This window comes from Actinacidiphila oryziradicis (assembly GCF_005047355.1).
Classification (GTDB): Bacteria; Actinomycetota; Actinomycetes; order Streptomycetales; family Streptomycetaceae; genus Actinacidiphila; species Actinacidiphila oryziradicis.
Genome location: NZ_SUMC01000022.1, coordinates 46,273 through 61,330 on the forward strand (window position 1 = coordinate 46,273; position 15,058 = coordinate 61,330).

The 15,058-nt window shown below is 71.6% G+C and carries 11 protein-coding genes, 3 pseudogenes and 1 riboswitch; of the genes and pseudogenes, 4 read left to right on the forward strand and 10 right to left on the reverse strand.

Annotation, left to right across the window (positions count from 1 at the left end; genetic code table 11):
- Nucleotides 1-79 precede the first annotated feature (79 nt).
- Nucleotides 80-2,791 carry a bifunctional acetate--CoA ligase family protein/GNAT family N-acetyltransferase gene (locus FCI23_RS22645; RefSeq protein WP_136725770.1) on the reverse strand — a complete coding sequence of 904 codons (2,712 nt, stop codon included), beginning with the start codon at nt 2,789-2,791 and terminating at the stop codon, nt 80-82.
- A 118-nt stretch (nt 2,792-2,909) separates the two neighbouring features.
- Here FCI23_RS22645 and FCI23_RS22650 point away from each other — a divergent pair, with 118 nt between their 5' ends.
- Nucleotides 2,910-3,191: an HPr family phosphocarrier protein gene (locus FCI23_RS22650; protein WP_136725771.1), complete on the forward strand. Its 282-nt coding sequence runs from the start codon at nt 2,910-2,912 to the stop codon at nt 3,189-3,191.
- A gap of 194 nt (nt 3,192-3,385) precedes the next feature.
- Here the strand turns inward: FCI23_RS22650 and FCI23_RS22655 are convergent, their stop codons facing one another.
- From FCI23_RS22655 to FCI23_RS22670, 4 genes are all read right to left on the reverse strand, one after another.
- On the reverse strand, nt 3,386-4,057 hold the full coding sequence (locus FCI23_RS22655) for a GntR family transcriptional regulator (RefSeq protein WP_136725772.1): 672 nt from the start codon (nt 4,055-4,057) through the stop codon (nt 3,386-3,388).
- 236 nt (nt 4,058-4,293) lie between these two features.
- Nucleotides 4,294-5,019, reverse strand: coding sequence for a M23 family metallopeptidase (locus FCI23_RS22660; RefSeq protein WP_136725773.1), 726 nt, complete (start codon nt 5,017-5,019; stop codon nt 4,294-4,296).
- A gap of 13 nt (nt 5,020-5,032) precedes the next feature.
- A riboswitch (cyclic di-AMP (ydaO/yuaA leader) is annotated at nt 5,033-5,198 on the reverse strand.
- Nucleotides 5,199-5,385: 187 nt separating this feature from the next.
- Nucleotides 5,386-6,753 carry a M16 family metallopeptidase gene (locus FCI23_RS22665; protein ID WP_136725837.1) on the reverse strand — a complete coding sequence of 456 codons (1,368 nt, stop codon included), beginning with the start codon at nt 6,751-6,753 and terminating at the stop codon, nt 5,386-5,388.
- 26 nt (nt 6,754-6,779) lie between these two features.
- The gene (locus FCI23_RS22670; protein WP_136725774.1) at nt 6,780-8,117 is read right to left on the reverse strand and encodes a M16 family metallopeptidase; all 1,338 of its coding nucleotides are present in this window, start codon (nt 8,115-8,117) and stop codon (nt 6,780-6,782) included.
- Between the two features lie 201 nt (nt 8,118-8,318).
- On the opposite strand from FCI23_RS22670, the gene FCI23_RS22675 reads away from it, so the two are divergent.
- Complete coding sequence (locus FCI23_RS22675; RefSeq protein ID WP_136725775.1) at nt 8,319-10,763, forward strand: DNA gyrase/topoisomerase IV subunit A; 2,445 nt, start codon at nt 8,319-8,321, stop codon at nt 10,761-10,763.
- A 26-nt stretch (nt 10,764-10,789) separates the two neighbouring features.
- Entirely contained in the window at nt 10,790-11,662 is an 873-nt protein-coding gene (locus FCI23_RS22680) for a sucrase ferredoxin (RefSeq protein ID WP_136725776.1), read from the forward strand.
- 70 nt (nt 11,663-11,732) lie between these two features.
- On the opposite strand, the pseudogene FCI23_RS22685 reads toward FCI23_RS22680, so the two are convergent.
- Nucleotides 11,733-12,222: pseudogene (locus tag FCI23_RS22685) on the reverse strand (ABC transporter substrate-binding protein); the annotation flags it as partial.
- Between the two features lie 38 nt (nt 12,223-12,260).
- Nucleotides 12,261-12,481: pseudogene (locus tag FCI23_RS22690) on the reverse strand (ABC transporter permease); the annotation flags it as partial.
- On the opposite strand from FCI23_RS22690, the pseudogene FCI23_RS59935 reads away from it, so the two are divergent.
- Nucleotides 12,474-12,638: pseudogene (locus tag FCI23_RS59935) on the forward strand (two-component system response regulator); the annotation flags it as partial. The pseudogenes FCI23_RS22690 and FCI23_RS59935 sit on opposite strands and share 8 nt — an antisense overlap.
- A gap of 5 nt (nt 12,639-12,643) precedes the next feature.
- Here FCI23_RS59935 and FCI23_RS22700 read toward each other — a convergent pair.
- From FCI23_RS22700 to FCI23_RS59945, 3 genes are read right to left on the reverse strand one after another with little or no spacing between them, the layout of a single operon-like run.
- A complete protein-coding gene (locus tag FCI23_RS22700; protein ID WP_136725777.1) occupies nt 12,644-13,396 on the reverse strand; it encodes an IclR family transcriptional regulator in 753 nt (250 codons plus the stop codon).
- 17 nt (nt 13,397-13,413) lie between these two features.
- Complete coding sequence (locus FCI23_RS59940; protein ID WP_246143910.1) at nt 13,414-14,199, reverse strand: thiamine pyrophosphate-dependent enzyme; 786 nt, start codon at nt 14,197-14,199, stop codon at nt 13,414-13,416.
- Between the two features lie 15 nt (nt 14,200-14,214).
- Nucleotides 14,215-15,057: a thiamine pyrophosphate-binding protein gene (locus FCI23_RS59945; protein ID WP_246143911.1), complete on the reverse strand. Its 843-nt coding sequence runs from the start codon at nt 15,055-15,057 to the stop codon at nt 14,215-14,217.
- Nucleotide 15,058: the final 1 nt, after the last annotated feature.

A 15,058-nucleotide genomic window follows, 5' to 3' on the forward strand; every position in this document is an offset into this window, starting at 1 on the left:
CCGGAAGCCGGACGTTTCCCGCTCGGCCGGCCCGGCGGCCGCGGTGCCCGGCCGGACGCGGCCGGCGCGGGACAGCCGCTCAGAAGGACGACAGCGCGCGGGGGCCGAGGTCCGTGCGGGCAGGGGGCTGCGCGAGGCGCACGGTGGCGCCGAGCACGGTGAGGCCACGCTGTGCGACGACGACCGGCTCCAGCCCGACCGCGACCACCTCCGGCAGGTCGTCCACGAGGAGCGACACCCGCAGCAGCAGTTCTTCCAGGGCCCCGGTGTCCACCGGTTCGGAACCGCGCCACCCGAACAGCAGCGGCGCCCCCCTGATCGAGCGCACCAGTTCCGTCGCGTCCCGGTCCGTCACCGGTACGAGGCGGTGCGCGATGTCGCCCAGCAGCTCCGACGGCGCTCCCGCCAGCCCGAACGACAGCACTGCCCCCGCAGCCGGGTCCACCGTCGCCCGCACCACGGTGTCCACCCCGCGGCGCGCCATCGCCTGCACCACCAGTTGGAGTTCCCCGGGCTTCCCGAGACGCGCCGTCAGTTCCTCGTACGCCCGCTTCAGGTCGTCCTCGTCAGCGATGTCCAGCCGTACGCCGCCGAGGTCGGCCCGGTGCCGCAGATGCGGGGCGGTGGTCTTCAGCGCCACCGGGTAGCCGAGGCGGCCGGCGGCTTCGAGCGCCGCGCCCGCGTCCGGCGCGGGGAGCGACTGCCGCACGGCTATCCCGTAGCGGGCCAGCAGTGCCGCGGCCGCCGGCTCCTCGAGCGTTACGACCCTGCCGGGTGCGCCGTGGAGCAGCCGCGTCACCTCGGCGGCTGCCGCGGCGTGCTCCACGTCATCGAATTCCGGCACTTTGCCCGGCTTCGCCGCGTCCCTGCGCCACCGGGTGTACGCGACCGCCTCCGCGAGCGCCCGCACAGCCCGCTCGGCGGCGGGATACGCGGGGATCCTGGACCCGGTGGTGCCGAGGCGGCCGGCCATCCTGTCCAGCGCCAGGTGGACGACGGCCACGGGTTTGGCGGCGGAGCCACCGGCCGCCTCGCCCACCGCGTCGCAGAGCGCGGCGGCGAGGGCGGGGTCGTCGCCCGATTCGGGGCCGGGGAGGGACTCGGAGCCGACCCGGGGGATGGCGGTGACGACCACGGCGTCGCAGGCGCGGTCGTCGAGGGCGCCGGTGAGGGCGGTCCGGAAGTCGGTGGGGGTGGCGGAGGTGGTGAGGTCCAGGGGGGCGACGGGGTCGAGACCTGCGGTGAGGCAGGCGTCGTAGGCGAGCAGCCCGAGGGATTCGGAGTTGCCGAGGATCGCGACCCGGCCGCCGATCGGGAGCGGCTGTGAGGACAGGAGGAGGCCGACGTCGATCAGCTCGGTGACGGTCCCGACGCGGATGATGCCGGCCTGGCGGAAGAGCGCGGAGACCGTGCTGTCCGGGATCCGCGTGGGCGGAACCGTGTGGCCGGGAGGGACCGCGCCGGAGTGGCGTGCGCCCTTGACCACGACCACCGGCTTGACGGCCGCGGTGCGCCGGGCGAGGCGGGTGAACTTCCGCGGGTTGCCGATGGTTTCGAGGTACATCAGGGCGGCGTCGGTGGCCGGGTCGTCGTGCCAGTACTGCAGGATGTCGTTGCCGGAGACATCGGCGCGGTTGCCCGCCGAGACGAAGGACGAGAGCCCTGCGCCACGCCGGTGCAGCCCGGTGAGCAGGGCGATGCCGATCGCGCCGGACTGGGTGAACAGGCCGAGCCGCCCGGCGGCCGGGAGTTCGGGCGAGAGCGAGGCGTTGAGCCGTACCTCCGGCGCGGTGTTGAGGATGCCGAAGGCGTTCGGGCCGACGACCCGCATGCCGTAGGAGCGGGCCTGCCGTACCAGCTCGCGCTGCCGTTCCCGCCCTTCGGGACCGGACTCGGCGTAGTCGGAGGTGATCACGAGCAGGGTGCGCACTCCGTGCTCGCCGCACTCGGCGACGGCCGCCGGGACGTTCTCGGGCGGCACGGCGATGACCGCGAGGTCCACGGGCTCCACGATCGCGGCGAGCGAGCGGTGGGCCGGGACGCCGTCGAGGACGGCCTGTTTCTCGGGGAAGGAACGGTTCACCGCGTACACGGCCCCGGTGAAACCGGCGGCGGTGAGGTTGTGCAGCAGCGTACGGCCGACCCCGCCGGGGCGGCGGCCGGCGCCGATGACGGCGACCGAGCGCGGCGCGAGCAGCCGCTTGACGGAGCGGGCCTCGGCGCGCTGCTCGCGGGCGCGCATGACAGCGACGGACGCGTCGGTGGGTTCGAGATCGAACTCCAGCCGGACGACGCCATCGGTGAAGCTGCGTTCCTGGGTGTATCCGACGTCCGTGAAGACCTTGATCATCTTACGGTTGGCGGGCAGCACCTCGGCGATGAAGCGGCGGATACCGCGTTCACGGGCGACGGCGGCGATGTGCTCCATGAGCGCGGAGGCGACACCGCGGCCCTGGTGGGCGTCCTGGACGAGGAAGGCGACCTCGGCCTGGCTGCCTTCCGTACGGTCGTAGCGGACGGTGGCGATGAACTCGCCGCCGATGGTGGCGGCCAGGCCCACCCGGTCGTTGTAGTCGTGGTGTGTGAAGCGGTGCACGTCACGGTCGGAGAGCCGTGGGTACGGGGCGAAGAAGCGGTAGTACTTCGACTCGTCCGAGACCTTCTCGTAGAAGCTGACGAGTCGCTGCGCGTCGTGCGGCGTGATCGGGCGGACGTGGGCGATGCCGCCGTCGCGGAGCACGATGTCCGCCTCCCAGTGCACCGGATACGGAGGCGCGGACGGAGTCGTCATGGGGTCAGCGTATGCGGACGCCAAGGGCCGGCGAGGCCTCCTGGACCGGGGCACCAAGGGTTAAGTGCGACGATATGACCGAGCACAACCGCTACGAACCGAACCGAAAGGCAACACCATGGCTGAGCGCCGCGTCAACGTCGGCTGGGCCGAGGGCCTGCACGCACGTCCCGCTTCGATCTTCGTCCGGGCCGCGACCGCCGCCGGCGTCCCGCTGACGATCGCGAAGACCGACGGCAACCCGGTCAACGCCGCCTCCATGCTGGCCGTGCTCAGCCTTGGTGCGCAGAGCGGCGAGGAGATCGTGCTGGCCTCCGACGCCGACGGCGCCGAGGTGGCTCTGGAACGACTCGCCAAGCTGGTCACCGAGGGCCTCGAAGAGCTCCCGGAGACGGTCTGAGGCAGCCCTTTCCGCACTGACGAGGTGGGGTCGTGAAATCCGTCCGTATTTCACGACCCCACCTCTTCCCTTTTCCGCAGGCGAAATACCACGTGCAAACCCGACGCATACCGGCCACGCAATTCTGCTAATTTGTATACGTCACTTTCGTTAAATGCGATGGCATGTCATGTGTACGTGGTGTTTCCAATCCCTCACCTTGACGTTGCCCGGCGTAGCCGGTGGGCCGCCGCCGACCGCTCCACATGACCGGTTGCCAGCTTGCGCGCCCGCTCCGCGTCCCCGCGCGCCACCGCGTCCACAACCGCCCCGTGCTCCTCCCAGGACTCCACGGCCCGGCCCGGCGAGTCCACTGCGTACACCCACGCGATCTTGTGCCGCAACTGAGTGAGGAGGGCGACCAGGGTGGGGCTGCCCGACGCCTGGACCAGCGTCTCGTGGAACCAGCCGTCCAGCGACGGCAGATCCGACAGCTGCCCCTGGAGGGACCGCTCCTGACCCAGTCTGACCAGCCCGCGCAGCACCTTGATGTGCGCTTCCGTCCGCCGCTGCGCGGCGCGCGCGGCACTCAGCGGCTCCAGCAGGCCGCGGATCTCCAGCAAGTCGGCGGCCTCCTGCTCGGTCGGTTCGGCCACCGATGCCCCGGCGTGCCTGCGGGTGCGTACAAACCCCTCCGACTCCAGCGTGCGCAGCGCCTCGCGCACCGGTACCCGGGAGACCCCGTACCGCTTGGCCAGCAGCTCCTCGGTGAGCCGGCCGCCCGGCGGGAAGTACCCGCTGACGATATCGTCACGGATCGCCGTACACACCGCCTGAGCGGAAATACGACGCCCTGCGCCGCCCGCCCCGTTCACATCCGATCCCACATCGCCGGTCCCCTTCTTTCTCCGCCGACAGGGGCGGATTAATCCCCGCGTAACGCACCCGTCGGCGTTTCTTCGGCGACTCTATTCCAACACACCCCGGATTCCGACGGCAGCCCCGAATTCATGGAACGTTTTTGGACACTCCAGGACAGCACGAAGGCCCCCGGTGAACGGGGGCCTTCGCTGTGGGGGGAGATGCGGGGGCCTCGTGGAGATGCGGTGAGAGGCGCCGGCGGTCAGACGGAGACGCCGTGCGAGCGGAGGTACGCCACCGGGTCGACGTCCGAGCCGTAGCTCTGGGTGGTGCGGACCTCGAAGTGCAGGTGCGGGCCGGTGACGTTGCCCGTCGCGCCCGACAGGCCGATCCGCTGGCCCGGGATCACGCTCTGGCCGACGGAGACATTGATCGAGGACAGGTGTCCGTACAGGGTGTACATGCCGTCCGGCATCCTGATGATGACGTCATTGCCGTACGAGCCGTCGTAGCCGCCTTGCACCACGGTGCCCCGGCCGACGGACCCGACAGGGGTGCCGCTGGAGGCGGCGAAGTCGGTGCCGGTGTGGTAGCCGGAGGACCACAGGCTGCTGGTGGCGTGGTACGGGGTCGATATCGCCGCGCTGACGGGCCGCACCCAGGTGGTGAGCCTCTTGCGGGCCTCCGCGGCGGAGCGGGAGGCCCGCTTCTGCGCCGCCTTCGCCTCGCGCTCCCGCTTGGCCCTCGCCTCGGCCTCGGTCTTCTTCCTGGCCTGCTCGGCCTGCTTCTTCGCCTGGCCGGCTGCCCTGCGCTGGGCATCGGCCTGGGCGGCGAGACGGGCGGCGAGACTGTCGTTGACGTCGACGGCCCGCATGAGTGCGGTGTCGTCCGCCTTGCTGGCTGCGAACGCCGTTCCGGGGGTGGTGAGGGCGCCGGCGGTGAACGCGGCAAGGCAGGCCAGAGCGGTACGGGTACGGGTGAGCGCCATGGGCAGGCGTGTCCTTTCCTTCCTTCTCGCCTACCGGGTTAGCTGACGGGTTCGGAGCAGGAAGGTCTCCTACGGACGGCCGCGCTGCGGGCGGCGGGCCCGATTCACCCCAGGGGGACTTCGATTGGGTCCCCGGCTCCCCAGGCTCGCGCCCTGCGGGGACTCGGCGATGGTTGCCCGGTGCCGCGGACGCGGCTGGTGCTGACGGGCAACGCCCCGCGACGCTAGCCGCGGGGCACAGGGAACACCAAAAAAATCAGCCGATATGTTGCGGACGCCACACTTGGGACGTAGCGGGCCGGTGCGATGCCGCGGGGAGCCGGTCCGCGCGCCCCGGCGCCCACTGCGGGCGCCGGGCTGCGGGCCTCAGGCCGCGATGACCTCCACCGGGCCGATGCCTACCTCCCTGACCGGGTCCGCGATCGCGGAGGCGTCCCCGACGAGGACGACGACGAGCCGGTCGAGGGGGAAGGCGCTGACGGCGGCGGCGGTCGCCTCGACGGTGCCGGTGCGGGCCAGGCGGGCGTAGAGATGGGCCTGGAAATCGTCCGGCAGGAATTGCTCGACCTGGTCGGCGAGGGTGGCGGCGACAGCCGAGGCGGTCTCGTAGCGCAGCGGCGCCACACCGACGAGATTCTGTACGGCGACATCCCGTTCGTCGTCGGTGAGGCCCTCGGCGGCGAGGGTGCGCAGCACCTGCCAGGTATCGGCGAGGGCCGGACCGGTGACCTCGGTGGCGACGGAGCCGCTGATGCCCAGGAGCGAGGCGCCGGTGCCCTCCGGGGTGGAGAGCAGCACCTGGCCGAAGGCCCGTACGCCGTAGGTGTAGCCCTTCTCCTCGCGCAGGACACGGTCCAGACGGGAGGTGAGGGTGCCGCCGAGGCAATAGGTGCCGAGCACCTGGGCCGCCCACACCGGGTCGTGCCGGTCCGGGCCCGTGCGGCCGATCAGCACCTGGGTCTGGACGGCGCCGGGGCGGTCGACGATCATCACCCGGGCGGTGTCATTGGCGGTGATCGCCGGGAGCGGGCGGGGCTCGGCGGAGGCGCCCTTCCACTCGCCGACGGTGTCAGCGAGCAGTACGTCCAGGTCAATGCCGGTCAGGTCGCCGACAACGACGGCGGTCGCGCTCGACGGCCGTACATGGGCGTCGTAGAACGCCCGGACGGCGGCCGCGTCGATCCGGGCAACGGTCTCCTCGGTGCCCTGACGCGGCCGTGAGCAGCGCAGCGCGGGCGGGAAGAGCTCCTTGGACAGGGCCATGGCCGCGCGGCGAGCAGGGTTGGCGAGCTCGTGCGGGATCTCGTCGAGGCGGTTGTTCACCAGCCGCCCGACCTCACCGTCGGGGAACGCGGGGGCGCGCAGGGCGTCCGAGAGGAGCCCGAGGCCCTTGTCGAGGCGGGAGGCCGGTACCTCCAGGGAGAGCCGGACGCCGGGGTGGTCGGCGTGCGTGTCGAGTGTGGCGCCGCTGCGCTCCAGCTCGGCCATGAACTCCTCGGCGGAGTGCTTGTCGGTGCCCTCGGAGAAGGCCCGGGCCATGATCGTGGCGACGCCGTCAAGGCCCTCCGGCTCGGCGTCCAGGGGGGCCGCGAGCAGCACCTCCACGGCGACGACCTGCTGACCGGGACGGTGGCTGCTCAGCACGGTGAGGCCGTTGGGCAGGGTGGAGCGCCCGGGGGCCGGAAAGTCCCACGGCTTGGGGGCGCCTGGCTGCGGCTGTGGGTGGAACGTCATGGTCACATCGGTCGCTGCGGAATCGCTCACTGGTCCGCGCCTTCCTGCTCGGTCTCGTCCTCGGTGCCGCCGGTCGGCTCGTACACCAGGACCGCGCGGTTGTCGGGGCGCAGCCGCTCGGCGGCGACTGCCCGGACCTCCTCCGGGGTGACCTCCAGCACTCGCTGTACGGCGGTCAGCGCCAGTTGTGGGTTCTCGAAGAGCACAGCGAAGCGGCACAGTTCGTCGGCGCGGCCGCCGACTGTCGCCAGCCGGTCCAGCCACTCACGCTCCAGCTGGGCCTGCGCTCGCTCCATCTCCTCGGGCGTGGGTCCGCTCTCGGCGAACCGGGCCAGCTCCTCGTCGACGGCGGCCTCGATGTCGGCCACCTCGACCCCGCTGGAGGCCTTGACGTCCAGCCAGCCGAGCGACGGTGCGCCGGACAGCCGCAGGAGCCCGAAGCCTGCCCCGACCGCGGACCGGTCGCGCCGGACCAGGCGGTTGTGCAGCCGGGACGACTCCCCGCCTCCCAGGATGGTCAGTGCCAGGTCGGCGGCGTCGGACTCACGGGTGCCGTCGTGCGGCAGCCGGTACGCCGCCATCAGCGCCCGGGACGGCACATCCTCCTCGACGACCTCGCGCAGCTGGCCGCCGACCGATCCGGGGAGCGCGCCTTCTCGCGGCACGGGCTTGCCGTCATGCGACGGGATCGTCCCGAAGTACTTCTCGACCCAGGCCAGGGTCTGTTCCGGGTCGATGTCGCCGACCACCGCGAGGACGGCGTTGTTGGGCGCGTAGTAGGTACGGAAGAACGCCCGGGCGTCCTCCAGGGAAGCGGCGTCCAGGTCGGCCATCGAGCCGATCGGGGTGTGGTGGTACGGGTGGCCGTCCGGGTAGGCGAGGGCGGTGAGCCGCTCGAAGGCGGTGCCGTAGGGCACGTTGTCGTACCGTTGGCGGCGCTCGTTCTTCACCACGTCGCGCTGATTGTCCAGGCTCTCCTGGTCCAGCGCGGCGAGCAGGCTGCCCATGCGGTCGGCCTCGAGCCACAGGGCGAGCTCGACCTGGTGAGTGGGCATGGTTTCGAAATAGTTGGTGCGCTCGAAACTGGTGGTGCCGTTGAGGGAGCCGCCGGCGCCCTGGACGAGTTCGAAGTGACCGTTGCCCTTTACACTCTTCGAGCCCTGGAACATCAAGTGCTCGAAGAGGTGGGCGAGTCCGGTACGGCCCTTGACCTCGTGGCGGGAGCCGACGTCGTACCAGAGGCAGACCGCGGCGACCGGTGTGAGGTGATCCTCCGAGAGCACCACGCGCAGGCCGTTGGCCAGGCGGTACTCGGTCGCTGTCAGGCCGCTGGAGTGTGCCTCCGGCGTGGCCGTGTGACCCATGGGCAAGCTGTCCTTCCAATACGGTGTGCTTCGCGAACCTCAAACTGCTGCCACTCTAGGCAGCGAGCCGGTAACCCGCGAAGTTCCCGTGTCCCACGGGCTTCACCCCGGGGGGTGGTCCGCAGTGTCAGTGAAGCGGTCCACAATGGTCGGCATCAATACCCGTATCCGTACCGGTCCAGCCGAAGGAGCAGCGCCGAGATGGCCCGCCGCACCACGAAGACCCCGCCGCCGGACGACTTCGAGGAGCGCATCCTCGACATCGACGTCGTCGACGAGATGCAGGGGTCCTACCTCGAGTACGCCTACTCGGTCATCTACTCGCGCGCACTCCCCGACGCCCGCGACGGGCTCAAGCCGGTGCACCGGCGCATCGTCTACCAGATGAACGAGATGGGGCTGCGCCCCGAGCGCGGCTATGTGAAGTGCGCCCGCGTGGTCGGCGAGGTGATGGGCAAGCTGCACCCGCACGGCGACGCGTCGATCTACGACGCCCTGGTCCGGATGGCGCAACCGTTCTCCATGCGCCTGCCGCTGGTGGACGGCCATGGCAACTTCGGCTCGCTCGACGACTCGCCCGCCGCCATGCGGTACACCGAGTCGAAGATGTCCGGCCCCGCCTCGCTGATGGTCGAGTCGATCGACGAGGACACCGTCGATTTCGCGCCCAATTACGACGGCCAGGAGCAGGAGCCGGGCGTGTTGCCCGCCGCCTACCCGAATCTGCTGGTCAACGGCGCATCCGGGATCGCCGTCGGCATGGCCACCAACATGCCGCCGCACAATCTCGGCGAGGTCATCGCCGCCGCCCGGCACCTGATCCGGTATCCGAACGCGGATCTGGACGCCCTGATGCGCTTCGTGCCGGGCCCCGACCTGCCCACCGGCGGCCGGATCATAGGGCTCTCGGGGGTGCGGGACGCGTACGAGAGCGGCCGCGGCGCCTTCAAGATCCGCGCGACTGTCTCGGTGGAGGACGTATCGCCGCGCCGCAAGGGTCTGGTCGTCACCGAGCTGCCGTTCACGGTCGGCCCGGAGAAGATCATCGCCAAGATCAAGGACCTGGTCGGCGCGAAGAGGCTTCAGGGCATCGCCGACGTCAAGGACCTCACCGACCGCGAGCACGGGCTGCGGCTGGTCATCGAGGTGAAGAACGGCTTCAACCCGGAGGCGGTGCTGGAGCAGCTCTACAAGCTGACGCCGATGGAGGACTCCTTCGGCATCAACAATGTGGCACTCGTCGACGGCCAGCCGCTCACCCTCGGGCTGAAGGAGCTCCTCGAGGTCTATGTCGACCACCGCTTCGAGGTGGTCCGGCGGCGCAGCGAGTTCCGGCGCCGTAAGCGCCAGGAACGGCTCCACCTGGTCGACGGCCTGCTCGTGGCGCTCGTCGACATCGACGAGGTCATCGCGATCATCCGTTCCTCGGACAATTCGACGCAGGCCAAGGAACGGCTCATCGAGCGTTTCTCGCTCTCCGAGATCCAGACCGCCTACATCCTGGACACCCCGCTGCGCCGGCTCACCCGGTTCGACCGGATCGAGCTGGAGTCCGAGCGGGACCGGCTCAACGCCGAGATCGCCGAGCTCACCCGGATCCTGGAGTCCGACGCCGAGCTGCGCAAGATGGTGTCGGCCGAGCTGGCCGCGGTGGCGAAGAAGTACGGCACCGAGCGGCGCACGATCCTGCTCCAGTCGGCGGGCACACCGGTGGCCGCCGTGCCGCTGGAGGTCGCCGACGACCCGTGCCGGGTGCTGCTCTCCTCCACCGGGCAGCTGGCCCGTACGGCGAACGGCGCGCCCTTCGACGACGGCGACGGCAAGCGCTCCAAGCACGATGTGATCCTGTCGGCGGTGCCGACGACCGCGCGGGCGGATATCGGTGCGGTCACCACCACCGGCCGGCTCCTGCGGCTCACCGTGATCGACCTTCCGGAGCTGCCGGACACGGCGGGCGCGCCGAATCTGGCCGGGGGCGCCCCGGTGTCGGAGTTCCTCTCGCTGGACGAGGGTGAGCGGGTGCTCTGCCTGACGACCCTGGACGAGTCCTCGCCGGGGCTGGCGCTCGGCACCGAGCAGGGCGTCGTCAAACGCGTGGTGCCCGACTACCCGGCCAACAAGGACGACCTGGAGGTCATCGGCCTCAAGGACGGTGACCGCCTGGTGGGGGCGGTCGAGCTCCGTACCGGCGAGGAGGATTTGGTCTTCATCACCGACGACGCGCAGCTGCTGCGCTACCAGTCTTCGCAGGTTCGGCCCCAGGGCCGCCCGGCCGGCGGCATGGCCGGCATCAAGCTGACGGAGGGCGCCAAGGTCATCTCCTTCACGGCGGTCGACCCGGCGGTGGACGCGGTCGTCGTGACCATCACCAACACCGAGGACACCCTGGACGGTGCGGTCCAGGGCACAGCCAAGCTGACACCCTTCGACCAGTACCCTCGCAAGGGCCGGGCGACCGGCGGCGTCCGCTGCCAGCGCTTCCTGCGGGGCGAGACGGCGCTGGTGCTCGCCTGGGCCGGCCCGACTCCCGCGCGGGCGGCCACCGCGAGCGGCACGCCCGCCGACCTGCCGCCGAAGGACCCGCGCCGGGACGGCTCCGGCGTCGCCCTGCCGAAGGTGGTCACGGTGGTCGCGGGGCCGGTGTGACGTCTGGGACGGTTAGGCTCCCCTATGTGAACACCTGCACCACCCTCTCCTCGGCCCTCGCCGAGCCGGTGGCCGCCACCGCGGCCACCGCCCGGACCTGGCTGCTGCTGGAGCAGCCGGGGCCCTGGGGTGCGAAAGCGCTGACCGCGAGCCACCTCGCCCCCGAGACCGGTCACGCGCTGGAGCGCGCGGCCGAGGGCACCGGGGTGCGGGTGGCGCTGATCCGGCGGCCGGGACGCCATGCGGACTTCCGCCAGCCCCGGCAACGACGGGTGTTCCTGGCGCACACCCTGCCGGGGCGGTCATGGGTCCGGACCACGCGGCTCAACGATCCCGCGGATCTGCTCGGCCTGGACTTCACCGCACTGGGCCGGGGCGATCACCTGGGGTTCGGGCAGTCCTACGAGGAGGAGCCGCTGGCTCTCGTCTGCACCAACGGCAGGCGGGACCGGTGCTGTGCCGTGTACGGGCGGCCGCTCGCCGCCGAGCTGGCCGCCTGGGAGGTCACCCATCTGGGCGGCCACCGCTTCTCGCCGACGATGCTGGTGCTGCCGTACGGGTACGCCTACGGGCGGCTGGACGCGCACCGTGTGAAAGAGGTGCTCACCGCGGCCGCCGAAGGCCGGGTCGTCCAGGACGGCTGCCGGGGCCGTTCCGCCTGGGACCGGCCCGGGCAGGCAGCGGAACTGGCGGTGCGGTCCCTGACCGGCGAGGAGCGGGCCGAGGTCCTGACGGTGCGGGGCACGCGGGTGCTCCACGCGGACGGCCGGGCCTGGGACGTGGACGTCGTACCGGCCGCCTCGCAGCCGCCCCGGCCGGAAAGCTGCGGCGCGGCCCTCGGCACACCCGCCCGGATGGAGGTCACAGGGATCCGGACGGTCGCGGCCGAGAGCCGCTAGGAGGAGCGTCAGCTCGCGTTCTTGACGAACTCGGTGGTCTTGATCGACTCTGCGTAGAGCGCCTTGCCGCGCTGGCCGTCGGGTCCGTCGTCATGCCGCCTGGATGGAGCCCTGCTGGAGAGCGGAGATGAAGGTCCGGCCCGCGCCGACCGCTACCGGCGTGCACTCGCTCGTCCTCACCCCTGCGTTGACCGCCAGATACGTCGTCAGGAAGTCGGCGGACGACCCGAGACCCGTCACGCCGAGCTTCTTGCCCTTGAAGTCCTTCGCGGTCTCGATGTCGGCGGCCGCCTTGTTGGATACGACCTGGACCTCGCCGGGTGCCTGTGCCGGCTGCACGACGGACTCCACCTGCTTGGGACATCACCGGAGACGAGCGAGGCGGTGGCCTGGACACCCGCCGGCTCGGTGAGGAGCTGAACGTTGACGCCCTCCTGCTTGAAACAGCCGAGCTTCTGGGTGAGCACCCCGGCTGCGGCAGAGTCATCGCCACAGGCGGTGAGGGTGGTGCGGGCGAGTGCGCCCGCGATGGCCGCCGGGACTCTCGCGCTGCCGCGCAGGTTCGTCATGTCCTTGTGAAGAGATTTACGAGGAGGGTTCAGCGGCCGGGGCCGGGCTCGGCCGGCCTCCAGCGGAAGAGCCGGTTCTCCAGGAAGGTCAGAAGGTCAGCAGCCCCTCCGCGAGCAGGGCCACGACGGAGAGGATGACCGTGGCCGCGTACACACCGGCGGCGTTGAAGGTGCCCTGCGAGGCCGCGACCAGCAGCCCGAGGTCCTTGGTGGCGCCGATGTACTCGCCGACGATGGCGCCGGTCGCCGCCCGGGCCCACACCGCCGCCCAGGCGCTCGCCACCCCGGAGCGGATGCGGGCCGACCTCGTCCTGCTCGACCGCTATCCGCCGGACGTGACGGACCTGACGCTGGTGCGCCGCATGCGGCAGCTCGGCCATCACGCGGACGTGATCATGGTGACGGCAGTAGGTCAGGGCCGCCTGGCCAGCTCGTACGATAACGCCCGCGCGGCAGCGCAGACGACGGGCGCGATCCGGTCCAGCCGCAGTCCGCGGGTGGCGCCGGTCACGGATATCGCGGCGACGGGCAGAGCCCGGGTGCCTGTCCGGGGGCCATAGACCGGGGCGGCCACGGCGGAGACGCCGGCTTCGGCTTCCTCCCAGTTGACGGCGAAGCCGCGGGCGCGGGTGCGCACCAGGTCCTGCTGCAACAGGCCCGGCAGCACGATCGTGCGCGGGGTGTGGCGCTGCAGGCCTTTGCTGATGACGGCGGAGAGGCCGCGGCCGGCGCCGTAGGCGAGCAGGGCCTTTCCGGTGGCCGTGCAGTACGCGGGGAGCCGGCCCCCCGCGTGGGAGGAGATCCGCATGGAGCGGTGTCCGCTGAGCTTCTCCAGGAAGAGGGCGTCGGTGCCCTCGGCGACGGCCAGGTGCACGTTTTCGTGGGTCGCCTCGTACATCTCCTCCAGATACGGCAGGGCCGCCTCGCACAGCCGCCGGTACGGCACCCGTTGGCCCAGCTCGAAGAGGCCGAGGCCGAGCCGGTAGCCGCCTTCGCCACGCTCGACCAGACCGGCCTCGGTCAGTTCGGCGAGCAGCCGGTGGACGGTGGACTTGGGCAGCCCGGTGCGGGCGGCGAGGGCGCCGAGGCCGACCTCGTCCTCGCCCTCGTCGAAGGCGTGCAGCAGCGCCGCCCCGCGCGCCAGCATGGACTGGCCATCGCTCATGTGCGCATCGTCCGGCTTCATCGGTGGCCCCGCAAGGGGACTTCGACAAGCAGGGGTCCCTCCAGCGCGGCGACGGTGGCGACCGCCTCGCCCAGCTCTTCGGTGTCCCGCACCCGCCCGGCCGGTACGCCGAAGAACTGTGCCGCCAGCCGCCAGTCGAGTTCTCCCAAGTCCAGGCCCACATAGCGGCCCTGGCTTGCGGAGCGGCCGCCGCGCGCGTCCAGGGTGTCCTTGAGCGTGCGGTACTCACCGTTGGCGGCAACGACGAAGAGGACAGGCACCTGGTAGCGGGCGGCGGACCACAGGCCCTGCAGGCCGAACATCGCGGAACCGTCACCCAGGACCGCGACCACGGGCCGGTCGGGCGCGCCGAGCCGGTGGCCGACAGCGGCACCGATGCCCCATCCGAGCCCGCCACCGACGGTATGGACATACCCTCCCGGCCGGTCGCGGCGGAGCACCCGGCGTAACTGCACCCCCGTCGTGATCGCCTCCTCAACGAGCACCGCGTCGTCGGGCAGGGAGGTGGCCAGCGCGTGGGCGGCGGCCAGCGGGTCGAGCGGCGCCCTGCCGCGGGCTGCGAGGGCTTCGAGTTCCAGCTTGCTCCACTCGGCGGTGTGGCTCTCGGTGGCGGATTCGGTACGGCGCCGGGCGAGTCGCGCGGGCACTTGCTGCCCTATGTGCCCGGCGAGCGCGGCCAGTGACGGCTCCAGCGCCCCGGCCAGTCCGAGATCGACGGGAAAGTTTCGGCCCGGCTCGGCGGGGTCGGTGTCCAGCTGAACGACGGTCAGGTGCTCCGGCACCGGCGGGCCGGGGCTCTAGTGGTGCGGGGCGAAGGCGCGGCAGCCGGCGATGAGCAGGGCGTCGTGGCCCAGAAGGGCCTTGTGTATCCCCGCGTTGACGGGTGGCAGCGGTCCGGCGTAGAGGGGATGGCTGCCGGGGAAGTCCAGACAGTCGTTCATCGGCTGGTGGTACGTCACCGCGCCGAGCGCCTCCGCGACCCGCACCAGTGCGCCGACCGCGCCGTCCCGGCCCACTCCGTCCCCGGCGATGATCGCTGGACGGTCGGCCGCCGCGAGCAGCGCCGCCGCCCGGTCGAGGCCGGCCGCAGCGCCTGGCGGCACCATAGGAGACCGTGCGGGCACCTCCACGGGCGTGTCGTCGTCCAGGACGTCCATCGGTACGCAGACGAACACCGGGCCCTGTGGCGGGCGCTGGGCGAGCGCGAACGCCCGGCGCAGCACCACCGGCAGGTCCTGCGGGCGGTGGACCTCCTGGGCGTGCTTGGCCGCGCCCGAGGCGAGGGCGACCAGGTCGCCGGAGAGCATCGGGTCCTGCAGCAGGTGCCGTTGGTCCTGCTGCCCGGCGACGACCACCAGGGGCGTACGGGACCGGCGGGCGTTGAGCATGCCGATGAGGCCGTTGGCGGTGCCGGCGGCGACATGCAGGTTGACGAATGCCGGGCGGCCGGTGGCGCGGGCGTAGCCGTCTGCCATGGCGACGACGGCGGCCTCCTGCACCCCGAGGACATACTCGGGGGCCTCGCGGCCGGCGAGCGCTTCGGTGAAGGGGAGTTCGGTGGTGCCCGGATTGCCGAACACCCGGTCGACCCCTTCGTCGTCGAGGATGTCCAGCAGGGCCTGCAGTGCGGTCGTGGTCATG

Bases quoted from the DNA above. Each gene is read 5' to 3' on its own strand.
- FCI23_RS22645 (WP_136725770.1), bottom strand. From the start codon at position 2,791: ATGACGACTCCGTCCGCGCCTCCGTATCCGGTGCACTGGGAGGCGGAC.
- FCI23_RS22665 (WP_136725837.1), bottom strand. From the start codon at position 6,753: ATGACGTTCCACCCACAGCCGCAGCCAGGCGCCCCCAAGCCGTGGGAC.
- FCI23_RS22650 (WP_136725771.1), top strand. From the start codon at position 2,910: ATGGCTGAGCGCCGCGTCAACGTCGGCTGGGCCGAGGGCCTGCACGCA.
- FCI23_RS22660 (WP_136725773.1), bottom strand. From the start codon at position 5,019: ATGGCGCTCACCCGTACCCGTACCGCTCTGGCCTGCCTTGCCGCGTTC.
- FCI23_RS22670 (WP_136725774.1), bottom strand. From the start codon at position 8,117: ATGGGTCACACGGCCACGCCGGAGGCACACTCCAGCGGCCTGACAGCG.
- FCI23_RS59945 (WP_246143911.1), bottom strand. From the start codon at position 15,057: ATGACCACGACCGCACTGCAGGCCCTGCTGGACATCCTCGACGACGAA.
- FCI23_RS22700 (WP_136725777.1), bottom strand. From the start codon at position 13,396: ATGAGCGATGGCCAGTCCATGCTGGCGCGCGGGGCGGCGCTGCTGCAC.
- FCI23_RS22675 (WP_136725775.1), top strand. From the start codon at position 8,319: ATGGCCCGCCGCACCACGAAGACCCCGCCGCCGGACGACTTCGAGGAG.